This is a genomic window from Cohaesibacter marisflavi, from assembly GCF_900115225.1.
GTDB classification, from domain to species: domain Bacteria; phylum Pseudomonadota; class Alphaproteobacteria; order Rhizobiales; family Cohaesibacteraceae; genus Cohaesibacter; species Cohaesibacter marisflavi.
Map to the genome: position 1 here is coordinate 15,644 of NZ_FOVR01000013.1, position 20,429 is coordinate 36,072.

The 20,429-nt window shown below is 50.5% G+C and carries 22 protein-coding genes; 13 read left to right on the plus strand and 9 right to left on the minus strand.

The window, feature by feature from the left end:
* Positions 1-42: 42 nt before the first annotated feature.
* The 5 genes from BM258_RS19310 (at position 43) to BM258_RS19330 (ending at position 7,164) form a co-directional block, all read left to right on the plus strand.
* Positions 43-1,458: a hypothetical protein gene (locus tag BM258_RS19310; protein WP_139229327.1), complete on the plus strand. Its 1,416-nt coding sequence runs from the start codon at positions 43-45 to the stop codon at positions 1,456-1,458.
* 215 nt (positions 1,459-1,673) lie between these two features.
* The gene (glf, locus tag BM258_RS19315) at positions 1,674-2,798 is read left to right on the plus strand and encodes a UDP-galactopyranose mutase (RefSeq protein WP_090074883.1); all 1,125 of its coding nucleotides are present in this window, start codon (positions 1,674-1,676) and stop codon (positions 2,796-2,798) included.
* A gap of 88 nt (positions 2,799-2,886) precedes the next feature.
* Entirely contained in the window at positions 2,887-4,707 is a 1,821-nt protein-coding gene (locus tag BM258_RS19320; protein ID WP_175528167.1) for a glycosyltransferase family 2 protein, read from the plus strand.
* 122 nt (positions 4,708-4,829) lie between these two features.
* Positions 4,830-5,828, plus strand: coding sequence for a hypothetical protein (locus BM258_RS19325; RefSeq protein WP_139229328.1), 999 nt, complete (start codon positions 4,830-4,832; stop codon positions 5,826-5,828).
* Positions 5,829-6,006: 178 nt separating this feature from the next.
* A complete protein-coding gene (locus BM258_RS19330) occupies positions 6,007-7,164 on the plus strand; it encodes a hypothetical protein (RefSeq protein WP_090074886.1) in 1,158 nt (385 codons plus the stop codon).
* Between the two features lie 19 nt (positions 7,165-7,183).
* Here BM258_RS19330 and BM258_RS19335 read toward each other — a convergent pair whose 3' ends face one another.
* From BM258_RS19335 to BM258_RS19350, 4 genes are all read right to left on the minus strand, one after another.
* A complete protein-coding gene (locus BM258_RS19335) occupies positions 7,184-7,459 on the minus strand; it encodes a hypothetical protein (protein WP_090074887.1) in 276 nt (91 codons plus the stop codon).
* 266 nt (positions 7,460-7,725) lie between these two features.
* Positions 7,726-8,145, minus strand: coding sequence for a BA14K family protein (locus BM258_RS19340; RefSeq protein WP_244544776.1), 420 nt, complete (start codon positions 8,143-8,145; stop codon positions 7,726-7,728).
* 249 nt (positions 8,146-8,394) lie between these two features.
* On the minus strand, positions 8,395-8,727 hold the full coding sequence (locus BM258_RS19345; protein ID WP_175528168.1) for a BA14K family protein: 333 nt from the start codon (positions 8,725-8,727) through the stop codon (positions 8,395-8,397).
* Positions 8,728-9,058: 331 nt separating this feature from the next.
* The gene (locus tag BM258_RS19350; RefSeq protein ID WP_090074888.1) at positions 9,059-9,451 is read right to left on the minus strand and encodes a hypothetical protein; all 393 of its coding nucleotides are present in this window, start codon (positions 9,449-9,451) and stop codon (positions 9,059-9,061) included.
* Between the two features lie 631 nt (positions 9,452-10,082).
* Between BM258_RS19350 and BM258_RS19360 the strand changes: the two genes are divergently transcribed.
* Positions 10,083-10,652: a sigma-70 family RNA polymerase sigma factor gene (locus BM258_RS19360; RefSeq protein ID WP_090074890.1), complete on the plus strand. Its 570-nt coding sequence runs from the start codon at positions 10,083-10,085 to the stop codon at positions 10,650-10,652.
* Between the two features lie 5 nt (positions 10,653-10,657).
* Positions 10,658-11,398: a hypothetical protein gene (locus tag BM258_RS19365; RefSeq protein ID WP_090074891.1), complete on the plus strand. Its 741-nt coding sequence runs from the start codon at positions 10,658-10,660 to the stop codon at positions 11,396-11,398.
* 264 nt (positions 11,399-11,662) lie between these two features.
* Here BM258_RS19365 and BM258_RS24545 read toward each other — a convergent pair whose 3' ends face one another.
* The gene (locus BM258_RS24545) at positions 11,663-11,812 is read right to left on the minus strand and encodes a hypothetical protein (protein ID WP_175528170.1); all 150 of its coding nucleotides are present in this window, start codon (positions 11,810-11,812) and stop codon (positions 11,663-11,665) included.
* Here BM258_RS24545 and BM258_RS19370 point away from each other — a divergent pair.
* Positions 11,806-13,011, plus strand: a complete 1,206-nt coding sequence (locus BM258_RS19370) for a S8 family peptidase (protein WP_175528171.1) — start codon at positions 11,806-11,808, stop codon at positions 13,009-13,011. The two genes, BM258_RS24545 and BM258_RS19370, sit on opposite strands and share 7 nt — an antisense overlap.
* 119 nt (positions 13,012-13,130) lie before the next feature.
* On the opposite strand, the gene BM258_RS19375 is transcribed toward BM258_RS19370, so the two are convergent.
* Complete coding sequence (locus BM258_RS19375) at positions 13,131-14,336, minus strand: FAD-dependent monooxygenase (protein ID WP_090074893.1); 1,206 nt, start codon at positions 14,334-14,336, stop codon at positions 13,131-13,133.
* A 277-nt stretch (positions 14,337-14,613) separates the two neighbouring features.
* The gene (locus BM258_RS19380; protein WP_090074894.1) at positions 14,614-14,850 is read right to left on the minus strand and encodes a zinc-finger domain-containing protein; all 237 of its coding nucleotides are present in this window, start codon (positions 14,848-14,850) and stop codon (positions 14,614-14,616) included.
* A gap of 248 nt (positions 14,851-15,098) precedes the next feature.
* Between BM258_RS19380 and BM258_RS19385 the strand changes: the two genes are divergently transcribed.
* Positions 15,099-15,848: an alpha/beta fold hydrolase gene (locus BM258_RS19385; protein WP_090074895.1), complete on the plus strand. Its 750-nt coding sequence runs from the start codon at positions 15,099-15,101 to the stop codon at positions 15,846-15,848.
* Positions 15,849-15,910: 62 nt separating this feature from the next.
* Here the strand turns inward: BM258_RS19385 and BM258_RS19390 are convergent, their stop codons facing one another.
* The gene (locus tag BM258_RS19390) at positions 15,911-16,726 is read right to left on the minus strand and encodes an enoyl-CoA hydratase (RefSeq protein ID WP_090074896.1); all 816 of its coding nucleotides are present in this window, start codon (positions 16,724-16,726) and stop codon (positions 15,911-15,913) included.
* 240 nt (positions 16,727-16,966) lie between these two features.
* On the opposite strand from BM258_RS19390, the gene cysE reads away from it, so the two are divergent.
* Positions 16,967-17,794, plus strand: a complete 828-nt coding sequence (gene cysE / locus BM258_RS19395; RefSeq protein ID WP_090074897.1) for a serine O-acetyltransferase — start codon at positions 16,967-16,969, stop codon at positions 17,792-17,794.
* 192 nt (positions 17,795-17,986) lie between these two features.
* Complete coding sequence (locus BM258_RS19400; RefSeq protein ID WP_090074898.1) at positions 17,987-18,202, plus strand: DUF3126 family protein; 216 nt, start codon at positions 17,987-17,989, stop codon at positions 18,200-18,202.
* Positions 18,203-18,340: 138 nt separating this feature from the next.
* On the opposite strand, the gene BM258_RS19405 is transcribed toward BM258_RS19400, so the two are convergent.
* A complete protein-coding gene (locus tag BM258_RS19405) occupies positions 18,341-19,045 on the minus strand; it encodes a hypothetical protein (RefSeq protein WP_090074899.1) in 705 nt (234 codons plus the stop codon).
* A 304-nt stretch (positions 19,046-19,349) separates the two neighbouring features.
* On the opposite strand from BM258_RS19405, the gene BM258_RS25115 reads away from it, so the two are divergent.
* Both BM258_RS25115 and BM258_RS19415 read left to right on the plus strand, forming a co-directional pair.
* Complete coding sequence (locus BM258_RS25115; protein WP_090074900.1) at positions 19,350-19,679, plus strand: DUF6949 family protein; 330 nt, start codon at positions 19,350-19,352, stop codon at positions 19,677-19,679.
* Between the two features lie 142 nt (positions 19,680-19,821).
* Positions 19,822-20,349: a gamma carbonic anhydrase family protein gene (locus tag BM258_RS19415; protein ID WP_090074901.1), complete on the plus strand. Its 528-nt coding sequence runs from the start codon at positions 19,822-19,824 to the stop codon at positions 20,347-20,349.
* Positions 20,350-20,429 lie beyond the last annotated feature (80 nt).

Genomic DNA, 20,429 nt, shown 5'->3' on the forward strand with positions numbered 1-20,429 from the left:
GGTGTTGAAGCTTCTTGTTGGCAACGAGAGTTGGATTCGGTCATGGTTTTAAAGTCATATATTTCATCATTTATTGTTTCCTGTCTTTTCTTGATGCTATCAAACACAGGATTTGCAGCGTCTCCCGGTAGCTGCTCTGTTGGCCCCCAAGTCATGCGGGATGGCGAAAGCGCGATTTTCTTCAAGGTGCCTAGCTTGCATGAAGGTGGTTCTTGCTCTCAATATGCGTTGGAACGCACATGCCGAAATGGGCGTATGTCTCCGGGGCGAGAATATCGCTATGGAAGCTGTACTGTTCTTGAGCGTTTCACTGGTGTCAATCTCAATGAATTTCCCAGACAAATGGAAAATCGTGCCACGAAGCGATTTGATGCCCCTCTCTTCCGTCGCGCTGGGGTGGAAACCTATCGAGGGACGATGGAGGTGCTTAGATATCGTAAGCTCTTTCTTTCAGGCGAGATGAAGCCGAGGCAGAGGATAGAGAATAAGTGGGCATCCTTTATTGCGGCATCCAGAGAACATGGGAAAAGAGCCATTCTGAGCCTTGAGTGGAGTTTTAAGCACGCCGATATGGCTCCTCCTTTGCCCGGATCTCAAGAAGAAAGGGATCTGTTTGCGTTTCTTGATACCCATGTTCTTGATATTCTTGCTCCATCAGCGAGCATTATTACAAGTGGCAATGAACCTTTTGTCGATACCAAAAAAGAAGACTGGCGGTTTAATCCACGCTATGGCGGGATACCCATGGTCGAGTTTTACAAAAGGGTCACCCAACATGTTCACGCCTATCTGGTTCGCAAAGGATTGCGAGATCAGGTGGCGCTGTATATGGGATCATTTACGCAGCTTTATTCTCGTAAAATGCAGGATCAGTCTGCCACGCGTGCTTTGTTCGCTTATGCCGATGCCGCCCCTTTTGTGGATGGGGTGGACTTGCATACGCATGTAACGCGGCTTGAGCAAATTGAAAGTGCTTTGGCATATGCGCGCTACCAAACGGCAAAACCCATTATCGTGACCGAATATACCTATGTTTGGAAAAAGAGACGGGCGATTGAAAGCGATGATCGACTGGGTGCGGCTTTTGCTGGGCGTTGGGGCTATGATCCATTTTTGCCGATCCACGACTATCTGGTCTGCTATGTATTTCAGCGCGGGAATGGCTGCCAGTTTGACACCAAGATTTCCAAAGCAGAATGGGATGATTTCTTGGCATCACGCCCCTGGTTCATTGACCATTTCTTGCTTAAGGCTGACGATATTTTCCGAAAGTATGACGTACATGGAGCGACTTATGGTTTTATGCAGAGGCGGCCTAGAACACGTCAATTACAGAGAAATAAAGCTCCCTGGTATCTCGGTTTCCTCTTTTCACCAGCTTCTCTGGGATATGAACGTGATGGTTTTCCGCTACCGAACTATCAGGTGCTGGATGATTTTATAAGTTTGCAGCGTTGACCATAGTTTGGGCACAAATTGGCTTTTACAACTCGTTTGCATGCGTCGGTTGCATTTGTCTTCAAGAAAATGGCGGATCAATCGGTTTTGCAGCTTCAACGATGTACTAATCAAAAACACGGTGATCCAAAGCTTGCATTTCGGGACTAAAATTTGTAGCAGTTTGCGCAATGGTTTTTGATAATTTTGATAAATTTTTTTGAAAGGTAGTTTGGATGGGATCTGACCTTAGAATTTGCATTGTCGGGGCCGGCTTTTCCGGAGCTGTGATTGCGCGCGAGCTGGCAGATAAAGGCTATCGCACCCTTGTGATTGATGAACGCAGCCATTCGGCAGGCAATTGCCATACTGAACGTGATGCAGAAACAGGTGTGATGGTTCATAAATATGGCCCGCATATCTTCCATACTGCAGATGAAAAAGTCTGGGCCTATATCAATCGTTTCGGCGAAATGATGCCATATGTCAATCGGGTGAAGGCCACCGTGAAGGGCAAGGTTTATTCGCTGCCAATCAACCTGCACACCATCAACCAGTTTTTCGGCAAGGCTATGTCGCCGGATGAGGCCAAGGCCTTTATCGTTAGTCAGGCCCGATCAGACATCGAAGAGCCGCAAAGCTTTGAAGAGCAGGGTATGAAATTTGTCGGAGAGGACCTCTATAAGGCCTTTTTCGATGGCTACACCCGCAAACAGTGGGGTGTTGAGCCAAGCACCTTGCCGGCATCGATCCTCAAACGCTTGCCCCTGCGCTTCAACTATGATGACAACTATTTCAACCACCCCTATCAGGGCATGCCCAAGGATGGTTACAGCAAAATCGTAGACGGTATTCTGGCGCACGACAATATCGAGGTTCGGCTTGATTGTTCCTACGAGAGCCTTGAAGAAGACTTTGATCACGTCTTCTACACCGGTCCTCTCGATCGCTACTTCGGCTATGATATCGGACGCCTGAGCTATCGTACTCTGGACTTTGAGCCGATCCGCGCAGAAGGCGATTTTCAAGGCACAGCCGTGATGAACTATCCCGATCCGGAAGTGCCTTTCACGCGTATTTCCGAGCATAAGCACTTTGCGCCATGGGAAGCGGAGACGTTTGAAAAGACGATTGCGTTCAAGGAATTCAGCCGTAACTGCGGTGAAAATGATATCCCATATTATCCAATTCGTCGGCTTGATGACAAACAATTGCTCGAAGCTTACGAGGAACGCGCAGCCAATGAAGACGGTGTGACATTTGTTGGGCGCCTGGGCACCTATCAGTATCTCGATATGGATGTCACTATCGGCCGGGCATTGACTGTTGCCGAGGAATTCCTGGCTTCCCGGAAGGCCTAAAGCTGTTTGTCCAGCTATCGCCTAAATAATATATTGTATGTCGGTCATGACAAGGAGCATGCCGTCATTTCTGGAGCATATTGAATCAATGGATACTTCACCAGAGACTTCCAAGGCACCATCCGGTTCGGAAACTGGCTCAACCGAGTTTGTTGCGCAACAATTGTTGGCACCAGATCCCAAGATCAACTCCGAAGTCGATCTGTTTTATCATATCGATGGTCAGGCCGGATACGATACCGAATTGGGAACTTATTATTGTTTCAAAGAGAGTTCCCTGCTCTTTGACGGTTTCTTCAATGCCTTTCCTCTGCATTGCTATGATTTGGGTCCTGATCACAAACTGAAGATCCGGATCAAGATCAAGGGTGAAGGCATCTTGCGCATGTATATGGCCAAGAATGAAGCCAGCTGGGAACAATTGATCCATACCCTCTTTGACTATGATGAACTCGAAACAGTTGAGTTTGATCTTCCCCTTCTGGATGGCGCAGGCATCCTCTTCTTGCAAGTCTATGCCAAAACCGAAGTTACGGTTGTTTCTGCAGACTATATCATCGAAGGGCCAGTTTTGAATGACGCGACAATTACGGGCGTCATTACCACCTTCAAACGCGACGACGCCGTTCAGAGTACTTCGGACAGGCTGGGTGCCTATTTTCAGGAAAATGAAGATATCGCAGACCTGTTCCAGCTATTGGTGATTGATAACGGCGGCGATACAGACGAAATCAGCTTCTCCCGCGGTCGTGTTATCAAAAACAAGAATTATGGTGGTGCAGGTGGCTTTTCTCGTGGGCTTCTGGAAACGATGGAAGGAGATCTGTCGAGCCATGTCCTGTTCATGGATGATGATGCCACCATTTTCCCTGAAAGCCTGAGGCGGACATTGGCTGCTCTGCGCTATTGTAATGATCCGAAACGCGCGATCAGTGGTTCCATGATCACCGAAAAAAACAAATGGATGATGTGGGAGAACTCCGCTCTCTTTAACAAGCGCTGTATTCCGCTGCATTGTGGCGTTGATCTGAGGAAATTTGAAAAGGTTCTGTTCTGTGCGTTTGACAGCCAGCGCCATCAGAATAATCGCTACGGTGGCTGGTGGTATTTCTGTTTTCCTGTTGCAGAAGTCAAGAACTGGACTTTCCCTTTCTTTGTTCGCGGGGATGACATTTATTTTTCATTGGCGAATGATTTCCATATCACCACAATTCCAGGTGTGGTTTCCATGCAGGAAGATTTCTCTGCCAAGCAATCCCCACAGACGATCTATCTGGATATGAGGAACCATCTCGTTCAGCATCTGACATTCCCTATGCTGCGTCACTCTTTCTGGAGTGATTTTTCGATGCTCTGGCGCTTCTTTGATCGCTACAACGCTTCCTACCATTATGATTCAGCAGAAGCCATCAATGTCGCCATCGAGGATGTGCTAAAGGGGCCAGACTTCTGGACCAATGACATGGACATGTCTGAGAAACGAGCCCAGATCAAGGCATTGACCAAAAACGAAGCTATCTCAAGAGATGTCGATGTTGGCAAAATCCAGTTGATCAAAAATGGTGTTGGCCGTTTCAGGAAAGCGCATATTCTGCGCAAGCTCACTTTGTGTGGTCATATTCTCCCTTCCTTCTTCTTCTTTGAAAATGGACGGAGGATGCCGATTTCGCAGCGTGCGGTGCCTTCAGAAACCTTTTTGCGGTCCGTTGTTGCAACTATGGATAGTTCTGATAAATCAGGGTATGTCTGTAAGATCGACCGGTCCCGCTATTTCAGAAACCTCAAGCGCTTCATCAAGAATGTGCGCGCCTATGCCAAAGCACGCAACAAGCTGATTGCGGACTATGAGCGCATGAAAGACAAGGATCTGAACAAGGGGTTCTGGCAGAAAGTGCTTCTGGAAGACTAGGTTTTTGTGTGATGTATTTCGCTCACGACATTGATGATCTCAAGGTTCAAAAGTGTTTGTGACTATATCGCTCGGTTTTCGCTCTTGGCTATTTGCCGGACTGCTATTGCTGGTGACGCATAATGACAAAAAAAATAATCATTCATATCGGTACATACAAAACCGGTACTTCAAGCATTCAATATGCCATGGCTCAGAGTCGTGATGAGCTTAAACAGCAGAAAATTCACTATTTGGACACGGGACTTCACCCGACGTTGAACAAGCATCTGGGCTTTTACAATCTCAGCTTTTTGTCCCGGCATGGCAAAAGTCTGAGCCCTATGTGGCAAGGGGTCGACATAGAAGGCCTCGCCCGACAAGAAATCGCAGAGTCAAAGTGTTCTACTTTTGTAATATCTGAAGAAGAGCTCAGTGTTCCTGATCCGATCATTCCGCAAAAGCTTTCTTTTCTAAAAGAGTTGGGGCAGGTTCAGGTCGTTTTATGTGTTCGTAGGCAGGATAAATTTCTGGAATCTCTATATTTGCAATTTATGAAAGAGCCAGGTCGTCGATTGAGAAAAACGTTCGGAGATTTTCTGAACGATCCTGAAATTGTAAAGCGTGCCGAGTTTGATAGAATTGCCGATCTATGGTCTGACATCTATGGTCGAGATAATGTAACGGTCCTTGATTTTGAAGTTGTGAAAGCAGAAAACAAACTGGTGAAGAATTTTTCACAATTGTTTGGAGTTGATGCAACATTTGAGTTCCCTGATGTGAGGCGAAACACAACTATTTCTCATGAAATGGCGGAGATTATTCGACGCTTTTCGATTGTTTATCCAAAGATGCGGCGAGCGAATTTAACTCGAGCATTGAATCAATTGGATATCGCTCCTGCTAAAGAAAAATATGTACCCGAGCCGATGGCTGGCATCTTGCCCCGCTATCAAAACTCCAATGCTCGTTTGAAAGAACGGTATGGTGTTGATCTGTTGAAGTATTCTTCTTCCGTAGAGACTATTCCTCATGCGGAAAGGCTTGCACGTAACTTGCGTTTTGAGAAGCGCATGAATCGTATTTTCATGCAGATGGTCAAAAAGGCTCATAAAGAACAGAGTTGGGACTTCATCAAATAAAGCAATCTGAGAGAACCTTCTCTTCAAAAGAAAATCTTAAGTCTTTTCCTAGAGCGGAACCTTAAGCAATTGATCCTTATTATTTGTGCCCTTGTTGTGCATATAGCTGATTATGAGGCTCAGATCTGGAATAGCGACTGAATGATGAACCATTAAACTAGTTCAGTAAGAGAATACAATGGCAGGACGTAAGCTATATCTCCATATCGGTTCACACAAGACCGGAACCACATCTATCCAATTTGCCTTGATGCACAATGCAGAAGCATTGGTAGCCAATGGGCTTCAGTTTTTTTTTCAAAAACAGAATGGATCATGGGATGGATTCCCGGATCTGCACGATTGGATTGAATATGTTGAGGCGGATCGTGTGGTTCCAAAAGGCGCGAGGCTGTCCAATCTGGCAGGGCTGGTTTCAAGTCTCTCTCAATATGAACAGGACATCGTTGTTTCTTCGGAGAATTTCTCTTTTTTCTTTGAAAAGAAACATATTGAGGAACTGCATAAGGCATTGTCGAAGATTTTTGATGAAATCGAAGTGATCTGCTATTTGCGACGACAGGACCAACATATCATTTCTCATGCCCAGGAAGGGTCTAAAACATCACGACACGCGGAATATGACCTGTGGGGTAACGACATAGCTTCGTTGCCTGCCTATGACAAGCGGTTTGATTATTATCTTGATTATAATAAGCGCATTGGCATGTGGATGGATGTTATGGGTGATGATGCGGTCACTGTACGCTGTTTTGATCAATCCCGCCTTTTGAAAGGTGACACAATTGCGGACTTCTTTGCGCTTTTAGGGATTGAAAACTACCAACCCGGGGCATGGCGCAATGTGGGCAAGACCAGCACTCAAGCCAAGCTAGGCCATCTTCTCATTGGATCTGGCGCAGATAACCAGGCCAAACTATTTTCTTTGATAGATTCTCTTGAGTTGCCGAAGCGCAAAATGGAACCGAGCAGAGCAGAGGCTGAAGATTTCTACAATCACTATAGAGAAGGCAATGCCGCTCTAGCCACTCGTCTAAAAGAATGCGAATTCCCTGAGTTCTTTTCGTCTGACTTTTCCGAGTATCCAGAACAGTCGACAGATGTCTGGAATAAAGACGAAATCGGCGAAATTTTCGCGGCCGTTTTCAGAGTGTTAGGAAGCAATTTTTTTGACTTCACTCCTAGGGATCTATTGCAAGCAGCCGCGCATAGTCAAAGAAAAGGCGATATAGATGCTGGTATCCGTTTTCTGAAGATGGCTCAAAAAATCAGACCTGATGGTCCACATATTGCTAAGCGGCTTAAGGAGCTTAGAGATTTGAAGCAGCGTGATTGAGCTATGAGGATGCTTAAATCTACTTCTTCCGTCTGATTTTTTCGCCGAGGGTAAAGGCTAAATGGGCGGTGAGCATCATTGCGGCGACTGTGCAGACGACGATGACCACATACTGACTGACCGGGATCTGCGAAAGCAGCTTGTTGTTCATGAAAATCATGGCGGCGGAGGCGATCAGGGCTGCGGCCGTTGCGTGAAGACGTTTTTTCAGCAATGTTGAAATAACGAAGTTCGCAATTCCCGGCGGGCTGAACATTGCTGTAATAAAAATTCGAAAGATCGTGTCAATGTCCATGGTCGGTCCGTTTTTCTCAAATGGCTATCAATGCTCACGCCTGCAGTTTTTGCCTTTTGATGTCGTGGAAACAAAGCTGCAAGGATATTGGCAATTGTATAAAGCGCAGGCGCCTAAATTGAAAGACAGACCTTTATTCAATCTGTCTCAATTGTCCAGATTTGCTGATTTGTGTGGTGGATTTCGGCTGTGTAGATGAAAAGAGGCCAGAAACCAAAAAGCCCTCATGCCAGAACACGAGGGCCTTATAGAGTCAGCAAGGTGCGTTATCTGCAGAACCGTTTATAGCCGCTATAGGTCGTGTAGTAGCCTGTTCTTGAATCAAAAGAGCGATATTTGGAATGGCAATAGGCATACCAAGCGCTCGTCCAAGGGGCCGGACGGCCATAATATCGCGGCGGTGGCGGCGGACGATAATAGCGTCGCGGTGCCGGACGATAGTAACGGGGTGGTGCAGGCCGATAATAGCGTGGCGGTGGCGGGCCTGGGCGATAATAGCGGCGTGGCGGAGCATTTCTGCTGCTGGATACAATTGCAGCCCCTCCGATAGCGCCGACAGCAAGGCCCGCAGCGAACGCACCGTTACGACCGTCTTTGGCGTGAGCTTTGGGGATGGATAATGTCATTGCCAATGCAGGCATGATCGCCGCAACCAGCAGGTAGATATAGATTTTCCTTTTAATCATCGAATGCTCCTAAAAGGGGTCGATTTCGACCAAGTTTCCACTCATTAGTATGCAGCCAATAATGGCAGAATTATTGTTGCTCTATGACTACTTTTTGAAACAAAAGGTCATTTAGAGTGACTACAGTGTAACAAGAGTTCAATATTGATGCCATACAAGGCTGCGTGATTGAGAGCGTGAAGGTGAAATGCTCTTGTTACGAGAAAAAGGTCGCCGTGGGCGACCTTTGTTTTTCAGGAAAGGCTTCGTTTAGCGGCAGAAGCGATGACGCCCAGAATAGGTGACATAGTAGCCGGTGTGCGGGTCAAACGAACGGTAGCGAGCGCCGCAATATCTGTACCAAGCGCGTGTCCATGGGGCCGGGCGGCCATAATGACGATGTGCTGAACGGCGTGGCGCGTAGTGGCGCCCATGATGGGCACTTGCGGCGATGGCGCCAAAGGTCAGGCCGGTGATAGCGCCAACCGCAAAGGCTGCATTTCTGCCACCGGCAGCTTCTGCCTGATTGCTTGGCAAGGCAAGGGAGGTGGCGGCGGCGATGCTTGCGATCATTGCGAAAGTTGCGATGGATTTCTTGAACATGGTCTCTCTCCGTATATGTGTTGCTGACTTGAGTCTTGCTTCTTATGTGTGTACTGGGGGCGACTGTTTTTGCCGCCTATACATGTCTGTCGCTACGGCGAGAGAGTTGGTTCAAAATTAATCGGATTTTTTTACAGAAATTCTTTCGTTGAGGGAAAGTCTTCGTCTTTTCAGATGTTTATATATGGAAACAAAAAAAGGACCGCCCGTGGCGATCCTTTGTGATTTCATATGGGCCATAAAGGCTCATACGAAAGAAGACGCAATTTTCCCCTGCCAACCAGGGAGGAAGGGCGGCAGGGGGAATGGCTATCTTGAATTGTCTGAAAACTTATGAGTTTTCGTTGCCGAGCACGTAATCAACAATGTTGGTGCTTTCGTCATCGCTGGCTACGCCCAGATTCTTGACAACAGCTTTCTCTGTGGAAACTGGCTGGTTTTTGCCGGCTTTCTGAGAAGCGAGCACGTAGTCAACAATGTTGGTGCTTTCGTCATCGCTAGCTACGCCAAGGTTTTTGACAACAGCTTTCTCGGTGGAAACCGGAGCGTTTTTGCCGTCTTTCTGGGAGGCCAGAACATAGTCGACAATGAAGATGCTGTCGTCAGCCTGACGAACGATCTGGTCGGCTGCGGACTGGTTTGCCTGAGCTGCCAGAGGGGCTGCGAGGGAAACACCAGCTACGAGGGCTGCGAATACTGCTGATTTTGCATATGCGTTTTTCATTTTTCTTGTCCTTAGTTTTGTTCTGCTCTCGTCTGTTTTTAAGAGAGCATTTTTATAGTTGGCTTCTTCTGTTTTGTTCCGTCGTCGTTGCGACTACCCTGATTTGGGGATGGGGATATTTGTTTTCAAGCTTATTAAACATTTGTAATTCGATCACTTTTTGGTTTTTCTGTCTTGAAAACTATTGTCCAAATAATTATCGCCCTACCTAATTGACCTAGGAAATTTCGGTAGAAATTGCGGATAAAATCTCCTTTAAGTTGTGGTTGGGTCGGCCTAAGTTATTGATAATATTGACGGTGAAACAGGTTTTGTAAGGCTGTCAAATCTGCTTAAACTGGCGTTCCGGCAAAAGTCAGAAATTTTTCAAAATCGAGTTGGAGGCATCAAACTTTTTTTTAAAAAAAATTTGTCGGTCCGCTTGTTTGGGTCTTTTTTCTCTCCAATCGCTCTTTTTGGCGCCTCTGATAGGCTCTTTTGGTGCTGAAAAAGAGCCGCCGAGAGAGTGGCATTGGCGTGGAATGGAAGCTGTGTCAGAATGTGTCTGCGCTTTTGCAGTTCTTTTATTCTCTTTTTTGAACCCGAATGCGTTCTGAAGCGACAAAGGAATGACAGTAAGATTGAGGATTGCATGTCAGGAGCAGAGGAAACACGTGATCTTGCCCTTCTTGAGCAGATTGCGCGAAATGATCGCAAGGCCATTGCTCTGCTTTATCAGCGGCATCATCTTCGGCTTTACCGTTTTCTGCTGCGCTTTGTTAAGAATGAGGCGCAGGCAGAGGAGCTTGTAAACGAGACCTTCATTGATGTGTGGCGTGGTGCCGGAAAATTCGAAGGTCGCTCTCAGGTTTCTTCCTGGATTCTATCGATCGGGCGCAACAAGGCTCTTTCCCTGCTGCGCAAACGATCTGACGCCGAGCTGGATGATGAATATGCATCGGGTCTGGAAGATGAGAGCGACACGCCAGAAGTGATGACCCTTAAACAGGATAAGGCGGCTGCGATGCGGCTTTGTATCAATCGGCTCAGCGATGAGCATAGGGAAGTCATCGATCTCGTTTATTATCAGGAGAAAGCGATCAAGGAGATTGCTGTTATTCTGTCGGTTCCGGAAAACACGGTAAAAACGCGGGTGTTTCATGCACGCAAAAATCTGTCTGATCTTTTGGCGAAATCCGGCATTGATCGTGGATGGCCGTAAGGGAAATGAACAGCAGCGTCGAGGACTATGAAATGACCTATGATCCGGAAATTGAAAAACTCCTGCCCTGGTATGCAAAGGGGCTGCTGGAAGCCAAAGACCAGCAAAGCGTGGAATCTTATCTGGCAAACCATCCGGACATGCGTATGCAGCTAGGCCTGATTGAAGAGGAGGCTTTGGCGGTTGAGCAACAGCACGCAGCGCTTGGCGCCCCGGCGCCGGGTGGGCTGGATCGGCTGCTGGCTGATATCGATGGTTTGCAAGCGCAAGAAGAGGGGGCCCGTGGGAACACAATAGGGTTTTTTGAAAGCTTCCGAGAGGGCATCAAGCGTTTTCTGGGCAATTTCTCAAGCCCGGCCATGCAACTGACTGGTGCGGCAGCTGCGGTGGTGATTGTCGCGCAAGCGGTCATCATTGGTGGTCTGATGGATCGCGGAACTGAAAAAGAGGCCGCGCAAGTGTCCGCCTTTACCACGGCCGCCGGTCCGGAAGGCGCTGCCCCCAATGCTCTGGCGGCGCAAGATGTCGCTATCTTTCTTGTGGCATTCAATAAGGATGCGCGCATGGAAGAGATCAACGCGCTACTGAAATCGCTTTCAGCCATTATCGTTGCTGGTCCCAAGGCGGGTGGTTTTTACCAGATACAAATCAAAAAAGACCTTTTGCCGGAGGGTGGGGACGTCGCCGTTCAGGAAAGGCTGAAGGCCAATACGGATCTGGTTCAGTTCGTTTCCATAAGTCAATAACATTGGGCCGCTCATAGGGAGAGAGCATGATGAAACATGTAATCAGACAAAAAACGGGTGTTGCATTTATCTTTGGCGCTCTCATGGCCCTGCCGGTGGCGTTCGCTCCGACCTTTTCTGTTGCTCAGACCTATGATCGGTACGAACAAAAGCCTCCCTATATAAGAAAGCCGACGAGGGACCGGAGACCACAGCGTCCTTCACGCTCCAGAGACAACGCGACTGGGGCAGCCATCGGGTTCGGTATTGGCTTGGGTCTCTCTATTATAGATGGGGCACGCCGGCAGAATGAGATGCAGCAACCGCCCGCAAACTATCGCCCGCCAGCGGCTCCCCCTCCCAGACAGGGCTATCGACCGGCACCTCGTAAACCGCATCAAGGGGCTCGCCAGCCAAGGCCACCGAGAGTGACAAGCCGTATTCAACTGCCCGAAACCTTGCGCGTGGCGCGGGCAAAACCTCGTATCTATTCTATTGGAGACAAGCCATGGGCGAGTGATACCGAGTTTGTGGTTGCGCTCTATCCGGGGCTGCCAGACGGCGCCATTGATGCTTTTATCGCTGATTATGGTCTCGATCTGATCGAGCGTACAAGAATAAAGCTGCTCGATCAGGTGGTGCTCAAGCTGCGCTATCCTGAAGACATGTCGCCGCGGGATGTGCTGGACATGGCGACGGACATACGGGTGTTCCGTGCACAGCCAGACTATTTCTATTATCCATCCAGCGGTGAACAAAGTCGGGCGTCCGTTCCCTATGCTGGCTTGCAATATGCCTTTGACCGTTTGGGGCTAGAACAAAGCGGGGCTCAGGCGAATAGGCTGGAGGCCAGCGGGGAAGGGGTTCGGCTTGCCGTGATTGATAGCGGCATCCGGTCCGATCACCCCGCTTTGACGGGCGCTGTCTCCTCGCGCTTTACGGCCTTTGTGCCGACTGGGGAAGCGCAATTGGTGCCTGAGCATGGCACGGCTGTCGCGTCCATCATTGCAGCCCAGTCTGGAATGCGAGGCATGGCCCGGAATGTCTCTTTATTGTCGGCGCAGGTGTTTCAGGCCAATGCGCAGGGCAATATGGTTGCCGATAGTTTTGATATCGTGAGGGGGATCGACTGGGCCGTTCAGCAAGGCGCGGACATCCTCAACCTTTCCTTTGCCGGTGGGCGTGACGATCTCTTGGAAATGGCGTTACTCAAGGCCAGTGAGAAGGGGGTCGTTTTGGTTGCTGCTGCTGGCAATGAAGGAGCAGACGCGCCCGTTGCATTCCCCGCCGCTTATGCGCCTGTGATTGCGGTTACCGCCACGGATGAAGAGGATGCACTATATGTCTTTGCCAATCAGGGCGACGATGTGGAGCTGGCCGCTCCGGGCGTTGATATTCTGGTGGCAGTCGGAACGAACGGTTTTGCCTTGCAATCGGGCACGTCGATGGCGACGGCCTATATTTCGGGAGCTGTGGCTCTGCTGTTGCAGAAGGAGCCAGAGCTATCTGTTGAAGAAATCAAACAGCGGCTGTCCGGTTCCGCTCTGGATCTGGGGCCGCAGGGCAAAGACCCACTGTTTGGCTATGGCAGGCTTGATGTGTCCAGAGCGCTTGCCGGTGGTGAACCGGACTAGGTGGACCAGATGATATGGAGTGTAAAGTGTCGCGGCGATTGAAGCTGAAGTGGCGCTTTCCTGAGTAAGAGAGCGCCGCATCGGGCTGTCCCCATAAAGCGCTATCAGAATGAAGGCTATCAGAGCGTGAAGGACACCTGCTCGGGGGTCCAGCCGTAGATCCAGTCAAATTGTTTGACGAGCTGATTGGCTGGCATCATTTGCATGGTAACATTGCGCGCCATGGCCAGAGGGCCTCTCATGTGATAGATCCGTCCGTTTTGACGGGCGCGGCCGACAACGCGGACAACTCGTTTCTTGCGCGCTTTCTCATAGGCTTGAAGGCGCGTTTCCATTGGGCCTTCCACCTCGTCGATAGCGCGGGCGAGAATGGCGGCGTCTTCAATCGACATAACCGCCCCTTGCGCCATGAATGGCAACATGGCATGGGCTGAATCTCCCAACAGGGCGACTTTGCCTTTTACCCAAGGCTGGTTCGGGTCTTGCGCGCATAACGCCCATTTGAGCCAGTCTTCCCGTTCTGCCAAAAGATCCCGGATCTCGCGTGGCCAGCGGGAGAAGCGTTTGTTGAGCCATGCTGCATCGCCTACGCTGTTCCAGCCTTCTTCCGACCAGTCCTCATCAACGATCGCAACGATATTCATCATGTGTCCGGAAACAATCGGGTAGTGCACGAGATGGGCCTTGGGCGAAAGCCAGAGGCCGACATTTTCGCTGTCGATGCTGGGGGGGACCATCTGAATGGGCAAGGTCGCGCGCCAGGCGGTTTTGCCGCTATATGCCGCCGGACTGTTGCCGAAATAGTCCGTCCGGATTCGTGACCAGACGCCGTCAGCTGCAATCAGCGCTGCGCCGCGATAAAAGGCATGCTCTCCATTGGCCATCTTGCAGCGCAGTTCAACGCCGTCATCCGTTTCGGTGACTTCGCGCACCTCTCGCTCATCCAACATCTCGATGAGGTCGGATTGGCTGGCGCGGTGATAGAGCGCCTGCTGCAAGTCTGCGCGATGGATGACCATATAGGGGGAGCCGAACCGCTCGGAAATGTCGCTGGTCGATATTTCAGAGAGGCGAGCACCAGTGACGCCCGAGTTGATGCAGATCCTGTCCGGTGTTACCGCGAGCTTGGAAATATAGGGCCACACGCCCCATTGCTTGAGGCTGCTTGTTGCATTGGGGGAAATTTGAATGCCTGCGCCGACTTCTGTGGGGATCGTGTTTCGTTCCAGCAACAAAACTGGAAACCCTTTACAGGCAATCGCCAGGGCTGCGGACAATCCGCCCGGGCCAGCCCCTGCTACAATGATCGGCAATCGTTCGGTCATGACAGGATCTTTCGAACTGGTCGTGTCTTTCCAAATTGCGCTAGGCAATTCAGGGGCTTCTTATGAGGACCGCATGGCAAGGATGGATAAGCCCAATCTAGCGGATCGTAAAGTCGATTCTGAGAAAAAAACTCAAGCCACATTAGTCGCGCCCAGACTGAACGAAATTGATTAAAAGCAAAAGAGCCTTCTACACATGAATGTCATATTTGTTCGTCCCCAGTTCTCGGCCCCTTCCGCAAAACGGGAAACAGACTGAAATAAACGACGTGCGGTATCAATCTTCGTAGAAGCAGCCTGTGGGACGGGTGGTCTGGGGGCCGAGGTCTTCATCAAACTTGTAAAGAGTGGAACAATAAGGGCAGAGGATTTCGTTTTCTTCGCCCATGTCGAGATAGATATGGGGGTGATCCTGCGGCGGGTTTGCCCCTATGCATTGGAATTCCTTTGCGCCGATGTGGATCACCGGGACGCCCTGATCATTCTTGAAATGCGGAATCTTGGAGCCGGCCATTGTAAATTGCCTTCTTTTCAATGAATTTCGTGCGTAAGACACCATAGCGATTTGTTGGTGAGCTGCCTACTATTCGTCTGTTTATACCTTGCCCCTATCCAAAGATCTACGTATATTCCATGCGGTTTTTGCAAAGACAGCTGTGTCCGGCTTCTCTTGCGGTTTGCGCTTTTCGGGCAAACTGATATGAATGCCTGCAGATACGCGTTGCGTCTTGTTCCCCTTTTCAAAGTGAATTCAAAGTCGATATGCCTTATTTCAAATCTGATGATTATACGATCTCCTATCTCGATGAAGGAGAAGGAGAGCCGGTTCTGCTTATTCACGGTTTTGCCTCCAACAAAATGGTCAACTGGGTCAATCCCGGATGGGTGCAGACCCTGACGAAAGCTGGCTATCGCGTGATCGCAGTGGACAATCGCGGCCATGGGGAAAGCGAGAAGCTTTATGATTCCGCGCTCTATTCTTCGCCTATCATGGCTGAAGATGCCCGTGCGCTGCTTGACCATCTCGGGCTCCAGAAAGCCTTCGTGATGGGCTATTCGATGGGCGCGCGCATTTCTGCCTTTCTGGCGCTCAAATATCCCGAACGGGTCAAGAAGGTTGTTTTCGGTGGCCTGGGGGGCGGCATGATCAATGGCACCGGCGATCCGCAGCCCATCATCGACGCGCTCAAAGCGGAAGACGGAGCAAAATCCACCAGTGCCGTGGGGCGGGCCTTTCGCCAATTTGCCGATCAAACCAAGAGCGACCGTCTGGCGCTGGCTGCCTGCATGGGCTCGTCGCGACAGAAAATATCAGTCGAGGAATTGTCCAAGCTGAGTGTGCCTGCGCTTGTTGCTGTTGGCACACGGGACACCATCGCCGGTACGGCGCAAGAGCTGGCCGATGTGCTGCCTGATGCGCAGGTGTGCGACATTCCGGGGCGGGATCATATGGTCGCGGTCGGGGACAAGGTTTTCAAAAAGGCGGTGCTGGAATTCTTTGCAGACGCCTGATTTTTCAAGAATGAGAGAATGAATGAGGGCCACATTCTGTGTGGCCCTTTTTGCGTTCTTTGCTATCTGCCGACAAAGTCCGGCTTTCGCTTTTCGCTGAAAGCCCTGCGGCCCTCTTTGTAATCCTCGCTGTCCAGGCAATCACAGGCCATGCTTTTCAGGTGGTCAAAGGGCAGGCTGTCGCCCTGGCCAATGGCGCTGTTGATGGCGGCTTTGTGATATTTGTGGCTCAAGGGGGCCAGCGTTGCGACAGACTGGCAATAGGCCTCGGCTTCCACGTCAAAGGTCTCGTCGCTGTATATGGCGTGAAGAAAGCCTAGTTTCTGGGCCTCATCCGCTCCATAGACCTTGGCAGTGAGATAGATTTCTCTGGCATTGGCCGAGCCCACGATATTGACGATGTCAGCAATCGCGTCGGTCGGGTAGCTGATGCCCAGCTTCGCTGCGGGAATGCCAAATTTACCGCTCTGGTTCGAGAGCCTCAAATCGCAGGCCGCAGCAAGACCAAAGCCACCACCCATGCAAAAGCCCTTGATGAGGGCAATGGTCGGCTTTTTTGCGTTGCGGACGGCGCGATAACAGTCTGCATTGATGTCGTCATAGTGAGAAGCGGAAGCGGTGTCCTTGCGCACCCCGTCAAATTCGCTGATGTCTGCTCCCGAAACGAAGGCCTTGTTGCCTGCACCGACTATGGCAATGACGTGGATATCGAAATCAGCTTCGAGAGCTGCGATGGCATCTGGAATGGCGCGCCACATTGCCAGCGTCATGGCGTTGCGCTTGGCTTCGTTGTTGATGATGATGCGGCCGATCGGGCCGTCTCGTTCGATGAGAATTGTGTCTTGCAAGGTGGTGTCCGGGTTTTGGTTATCAGTCATTTATGTGCTAACTTTGTAGGATAATTTTTGCCTTGGATGAAAAAGATTGGGTTTTTGTTCTTGCAGCGTAGGGATTGGCAGCCTATTTGTATCGAGATTGTATGCCAGACAAAAGGCATGCGAAGGAACTAGACGGGTCGACAACTTGGCATTCGCTCAAGGCCACGTCGGCGTCAAAGCCTGTTGCGAATGAAATAGCCCAGTTAGTCGTCTCGCGTTTTCGCGGGAGTAGGAGAAAAAATGGTAGAGGCAAGCCTTAGCCGCAGCGTATACGATCAGCCGAATGTGATCGATCCTGTTTGGGAGCGCGTAAGGGCCGAAGCAGAAAGCATCGTGCGGGCAGAGCCTGCATTGAGCAGCTTCATCTATGCGACCATTCTAAGCCACAAGCGGCTGGAAAATGCTGTCATCCATCGTATTGTGGATCGTCTGCACAATCCGGCAATGGATTCTGAGGCCATTCGTCAGGCCTATAGGGATGCTTGTGCGTCAGACCCCTACATTCCGGAGGCCATGCGGGCCGATATCAGGGCTGTGGCTGATCGGGATCCGGCATGCGAGCGCTTTGTCGATCCTATCCTCTATTTCAAGGGATTTCATGCCATCCAGACCCATCGTCTGGCCAACTGGCTATGGAAAAACGGGCGCAAGGATTTTGCGCTTTATCTGCAAAGCGTTAGCTCGCAGGTCTATCAGGTGGATATTCATCCTCGTGTATCCTTCGGCAAGGGCATCTTCTTTGACCATGCGACGGGAATCGTTGTTGGTGAAACAGCTATGCTCGAAGATGATGTATCCATTCTGCAGGGCGTCACGCTGGGCGGCACCGGCAAGGAGGAAGGCGATCGCCATCCCAAGATACGCCATGGGGTACTGATCGGAGCCGGCGCCAAAGTGCTCGGCAATATTGAAATCGGCAATTGCTCGCGCGTTGCTTCCGGATCGGTGGTGCTAAAGGATGTGCCTTGCAAAACCACAGTTGCTGGCGTTCCGGCCAAGGTTGTCGGGCAGGCCGGATGTGCGGAACCTGCTATCAGCATGGATCAGATTCTGAGGGATGCCAATTAGACGGCAATGGCTGTCCTGTGGCTATTTGTCCGTATATCTCTGCAGAAAAACTTGAAATCATGTGGAAAGCGGCTTTACTCTTTATGTGTGCTATGCCACTCAGCCGGTCATACATTCGGGCAGGGTGATGACATCACCCGTCTCGAAAATTGAAAAATCAATTGTGATCAGCAAAACCTGCAGGAGGCAATTTTGGACAAGACCGAACTGGCAAAACTTCAATCATTCATGCGGAAGACACTTCAGTCGCCCAATCTCGAGGTGCGCGCACGTCCGCGCAAGGATGATTCCGCAGAAGTCTATGTTGGAGATGAGTTTGTCGGCGTGCTATTCCGCGATGATGAAGATGAAGATCTGTCCTACAATTTCTCCATGGCAATTCTCGATTATGATCTGGAAGAAGAGTAAGTCAGCGTTCGCGTTCTTCTCTTATTCCTGATGGAATGACCTAGTGGCCATTCTCTTATCAAAGGCTGCTGCCCTTCATGGGCGGTAGCCTTTTTACGTGGCAAGGCGCTTGGCCGAGCATGTGGACGGCGGGCCCTATCAGGGCAGGAGAAATCCGCCCAGCCTCTCAAGGATGCGATTATCCAACTGCTGCCACTGTGCGAGCAGGTGGGGACGAAAGCGGTAGGTGATCTGAATGGACGCGCCCAAGCCGATTTCGCGCATGCAAAAGGGAGGCTCCTTGTTTTCCGGAGTGATGCAGCGGGCGACAAAGGGCTCGGTGGATTCGGGCTTGAAATAGACGGTTTCGCCGCCAAAGCCCGAGCTATCATCCATCGCAAAGCCGATGAGGCTGGCAGGGCCGCGCACCGGATCGCCGGAAAAGAACTGGCTGTAGACGCTATACAGCCGCTCCGAGCTGAGCAAAACCCTGTCTGGCCTGCTGATGGAGACGAAGATCAGGTTCGACTTCCTGCTCGCATCACTGAAGGCAACCTGCTGCTCCCGACTGTATCCAGCCATGCTTGGCCAGAGAAAGACAAGATCAAGTTGGGTGACTGAAGTAGCGTCTCTTTGCTCCTGGTGCCGGATTGTGTTTGGAGGCACCATGAAATCCATGTCTCCAACCAGAATATGCTTGGGGCTTGTCTCGGCGCTGTAGGGATTGTGGAGCAGTGAAGGGCCGGAATACTCAAAGATCCGGCTGATCAGAAACAAAAAGGTAATCGCTATGAGACCGGCGATGAGAAGGAAAAAGATCCATCTCTGGGTCGACCCTTGTTCTTCCGGTGTCTGATGCTTCATGTCTGTGTTTGTCCTTCAGGGCGCGGCAGCTGGCCGTGACTCGTGGCGATGTTAGGAAATCCCTGCGGGTGCTTCAATCACTCAAATAGCCTTCTCACACTCATCCCTTGGTGGCAGCTTGGCTATGGCGGCACAATGCTTGCAAGATTCTTAACAGGCATGTTTGTTCTGTTTCATTTTGAGACGGAAAGCTCAGTGGATTTGTCGCTTAGCGCAGGAATGACCCTTTTTCGAACAGGGTCGAGCCAAAGCGACATGTGTGGCCGGTGATCCATCCGGTTTCGGCTACAGGAAAGGAAGCGTTGTGGGTCCTGAATTGATTGCTCTTTTTTACGTCACAGCTGTCGGCTTCGTCTGTGCTGGTATTTTGGCCAGCCTCTATCAGGTCATGGCGCGAAAACCGGCCGGGTTTCGTGTGTCGATCAACAGTTGGCCGGGGATTTTTGCATCGATTTTTATTTGCACCTTTGCTGGTCCCTTCATCATCATGCGCAATGCGGTGAGGGGGCGCCGCATTGAGCATCGGCCGATTGGTTGGTTGTTTGGCTCTTCGGCCATAGCCAGCGTCTGGAGCGCCTGCTCGGGGGTTTTTTTGCTGAACGTCTTTTCCGTTGCAGCCAATGCCATGAGCTGATGCCTGTTTCTGACTGGGGCCGGGTCAGCCTTGTTACTAACTGGAACTGGAGCGCAAAATTCGCGATATATAGGCTTTCATTCCGTCCTCTGGCTTCATTGCCTTGGAGGCGGCAGGAAGGTTTTGTCAGAAAGGGATATGCGTGACTCTATATCAATTGGGAGATTTCAAACCCACTGTTCCCGAAGAGGGGGGCTATTGGGTGGCTCCGAATGCAAGTCTCATCGGCAAGGTGATTCTGGGGCAGGATGCGAGCGTCTGGTTTGGGGCTGTTCTGCGTGGAGACAATGAGCCTTTGACGATTGGTGAGCGCAGCAATATTCAGGAAGGCAGCACCCTGCACACGGATATGGGCGCGCCGCTGACCATCGGGGCGGATTGTACCGTCGGACACAATGTGATTCTGCATGGTTGCACGATCGGCGAAAACTCCCTGATCGGAATGGGCGCTGTGGTGCTCAACCATGCCAAAATCGGGCGGAACTGCCTGATTGGCGCCAAGGCCCTGATCCCGGAAGGGAAAGTCATTCCGGACAATTCACTTGTGATGGGCATGCCGGGCAAGGTGGTTCGAGAACTGGACGAGGAAGCGATCAACAAACTGCGTCGTTCTGCTGCTAATTATGTTGCAAACTGGAAGCGATTTGCTTCCGAATTAAAGGCCCTCTAGGCCTCTTTTGCTTGCGTGGGTTTTTCTTTCGCAATGGACGGGAAAGAAAAAGGGCCAGCCGTGGGGACGACTGGCCCGTC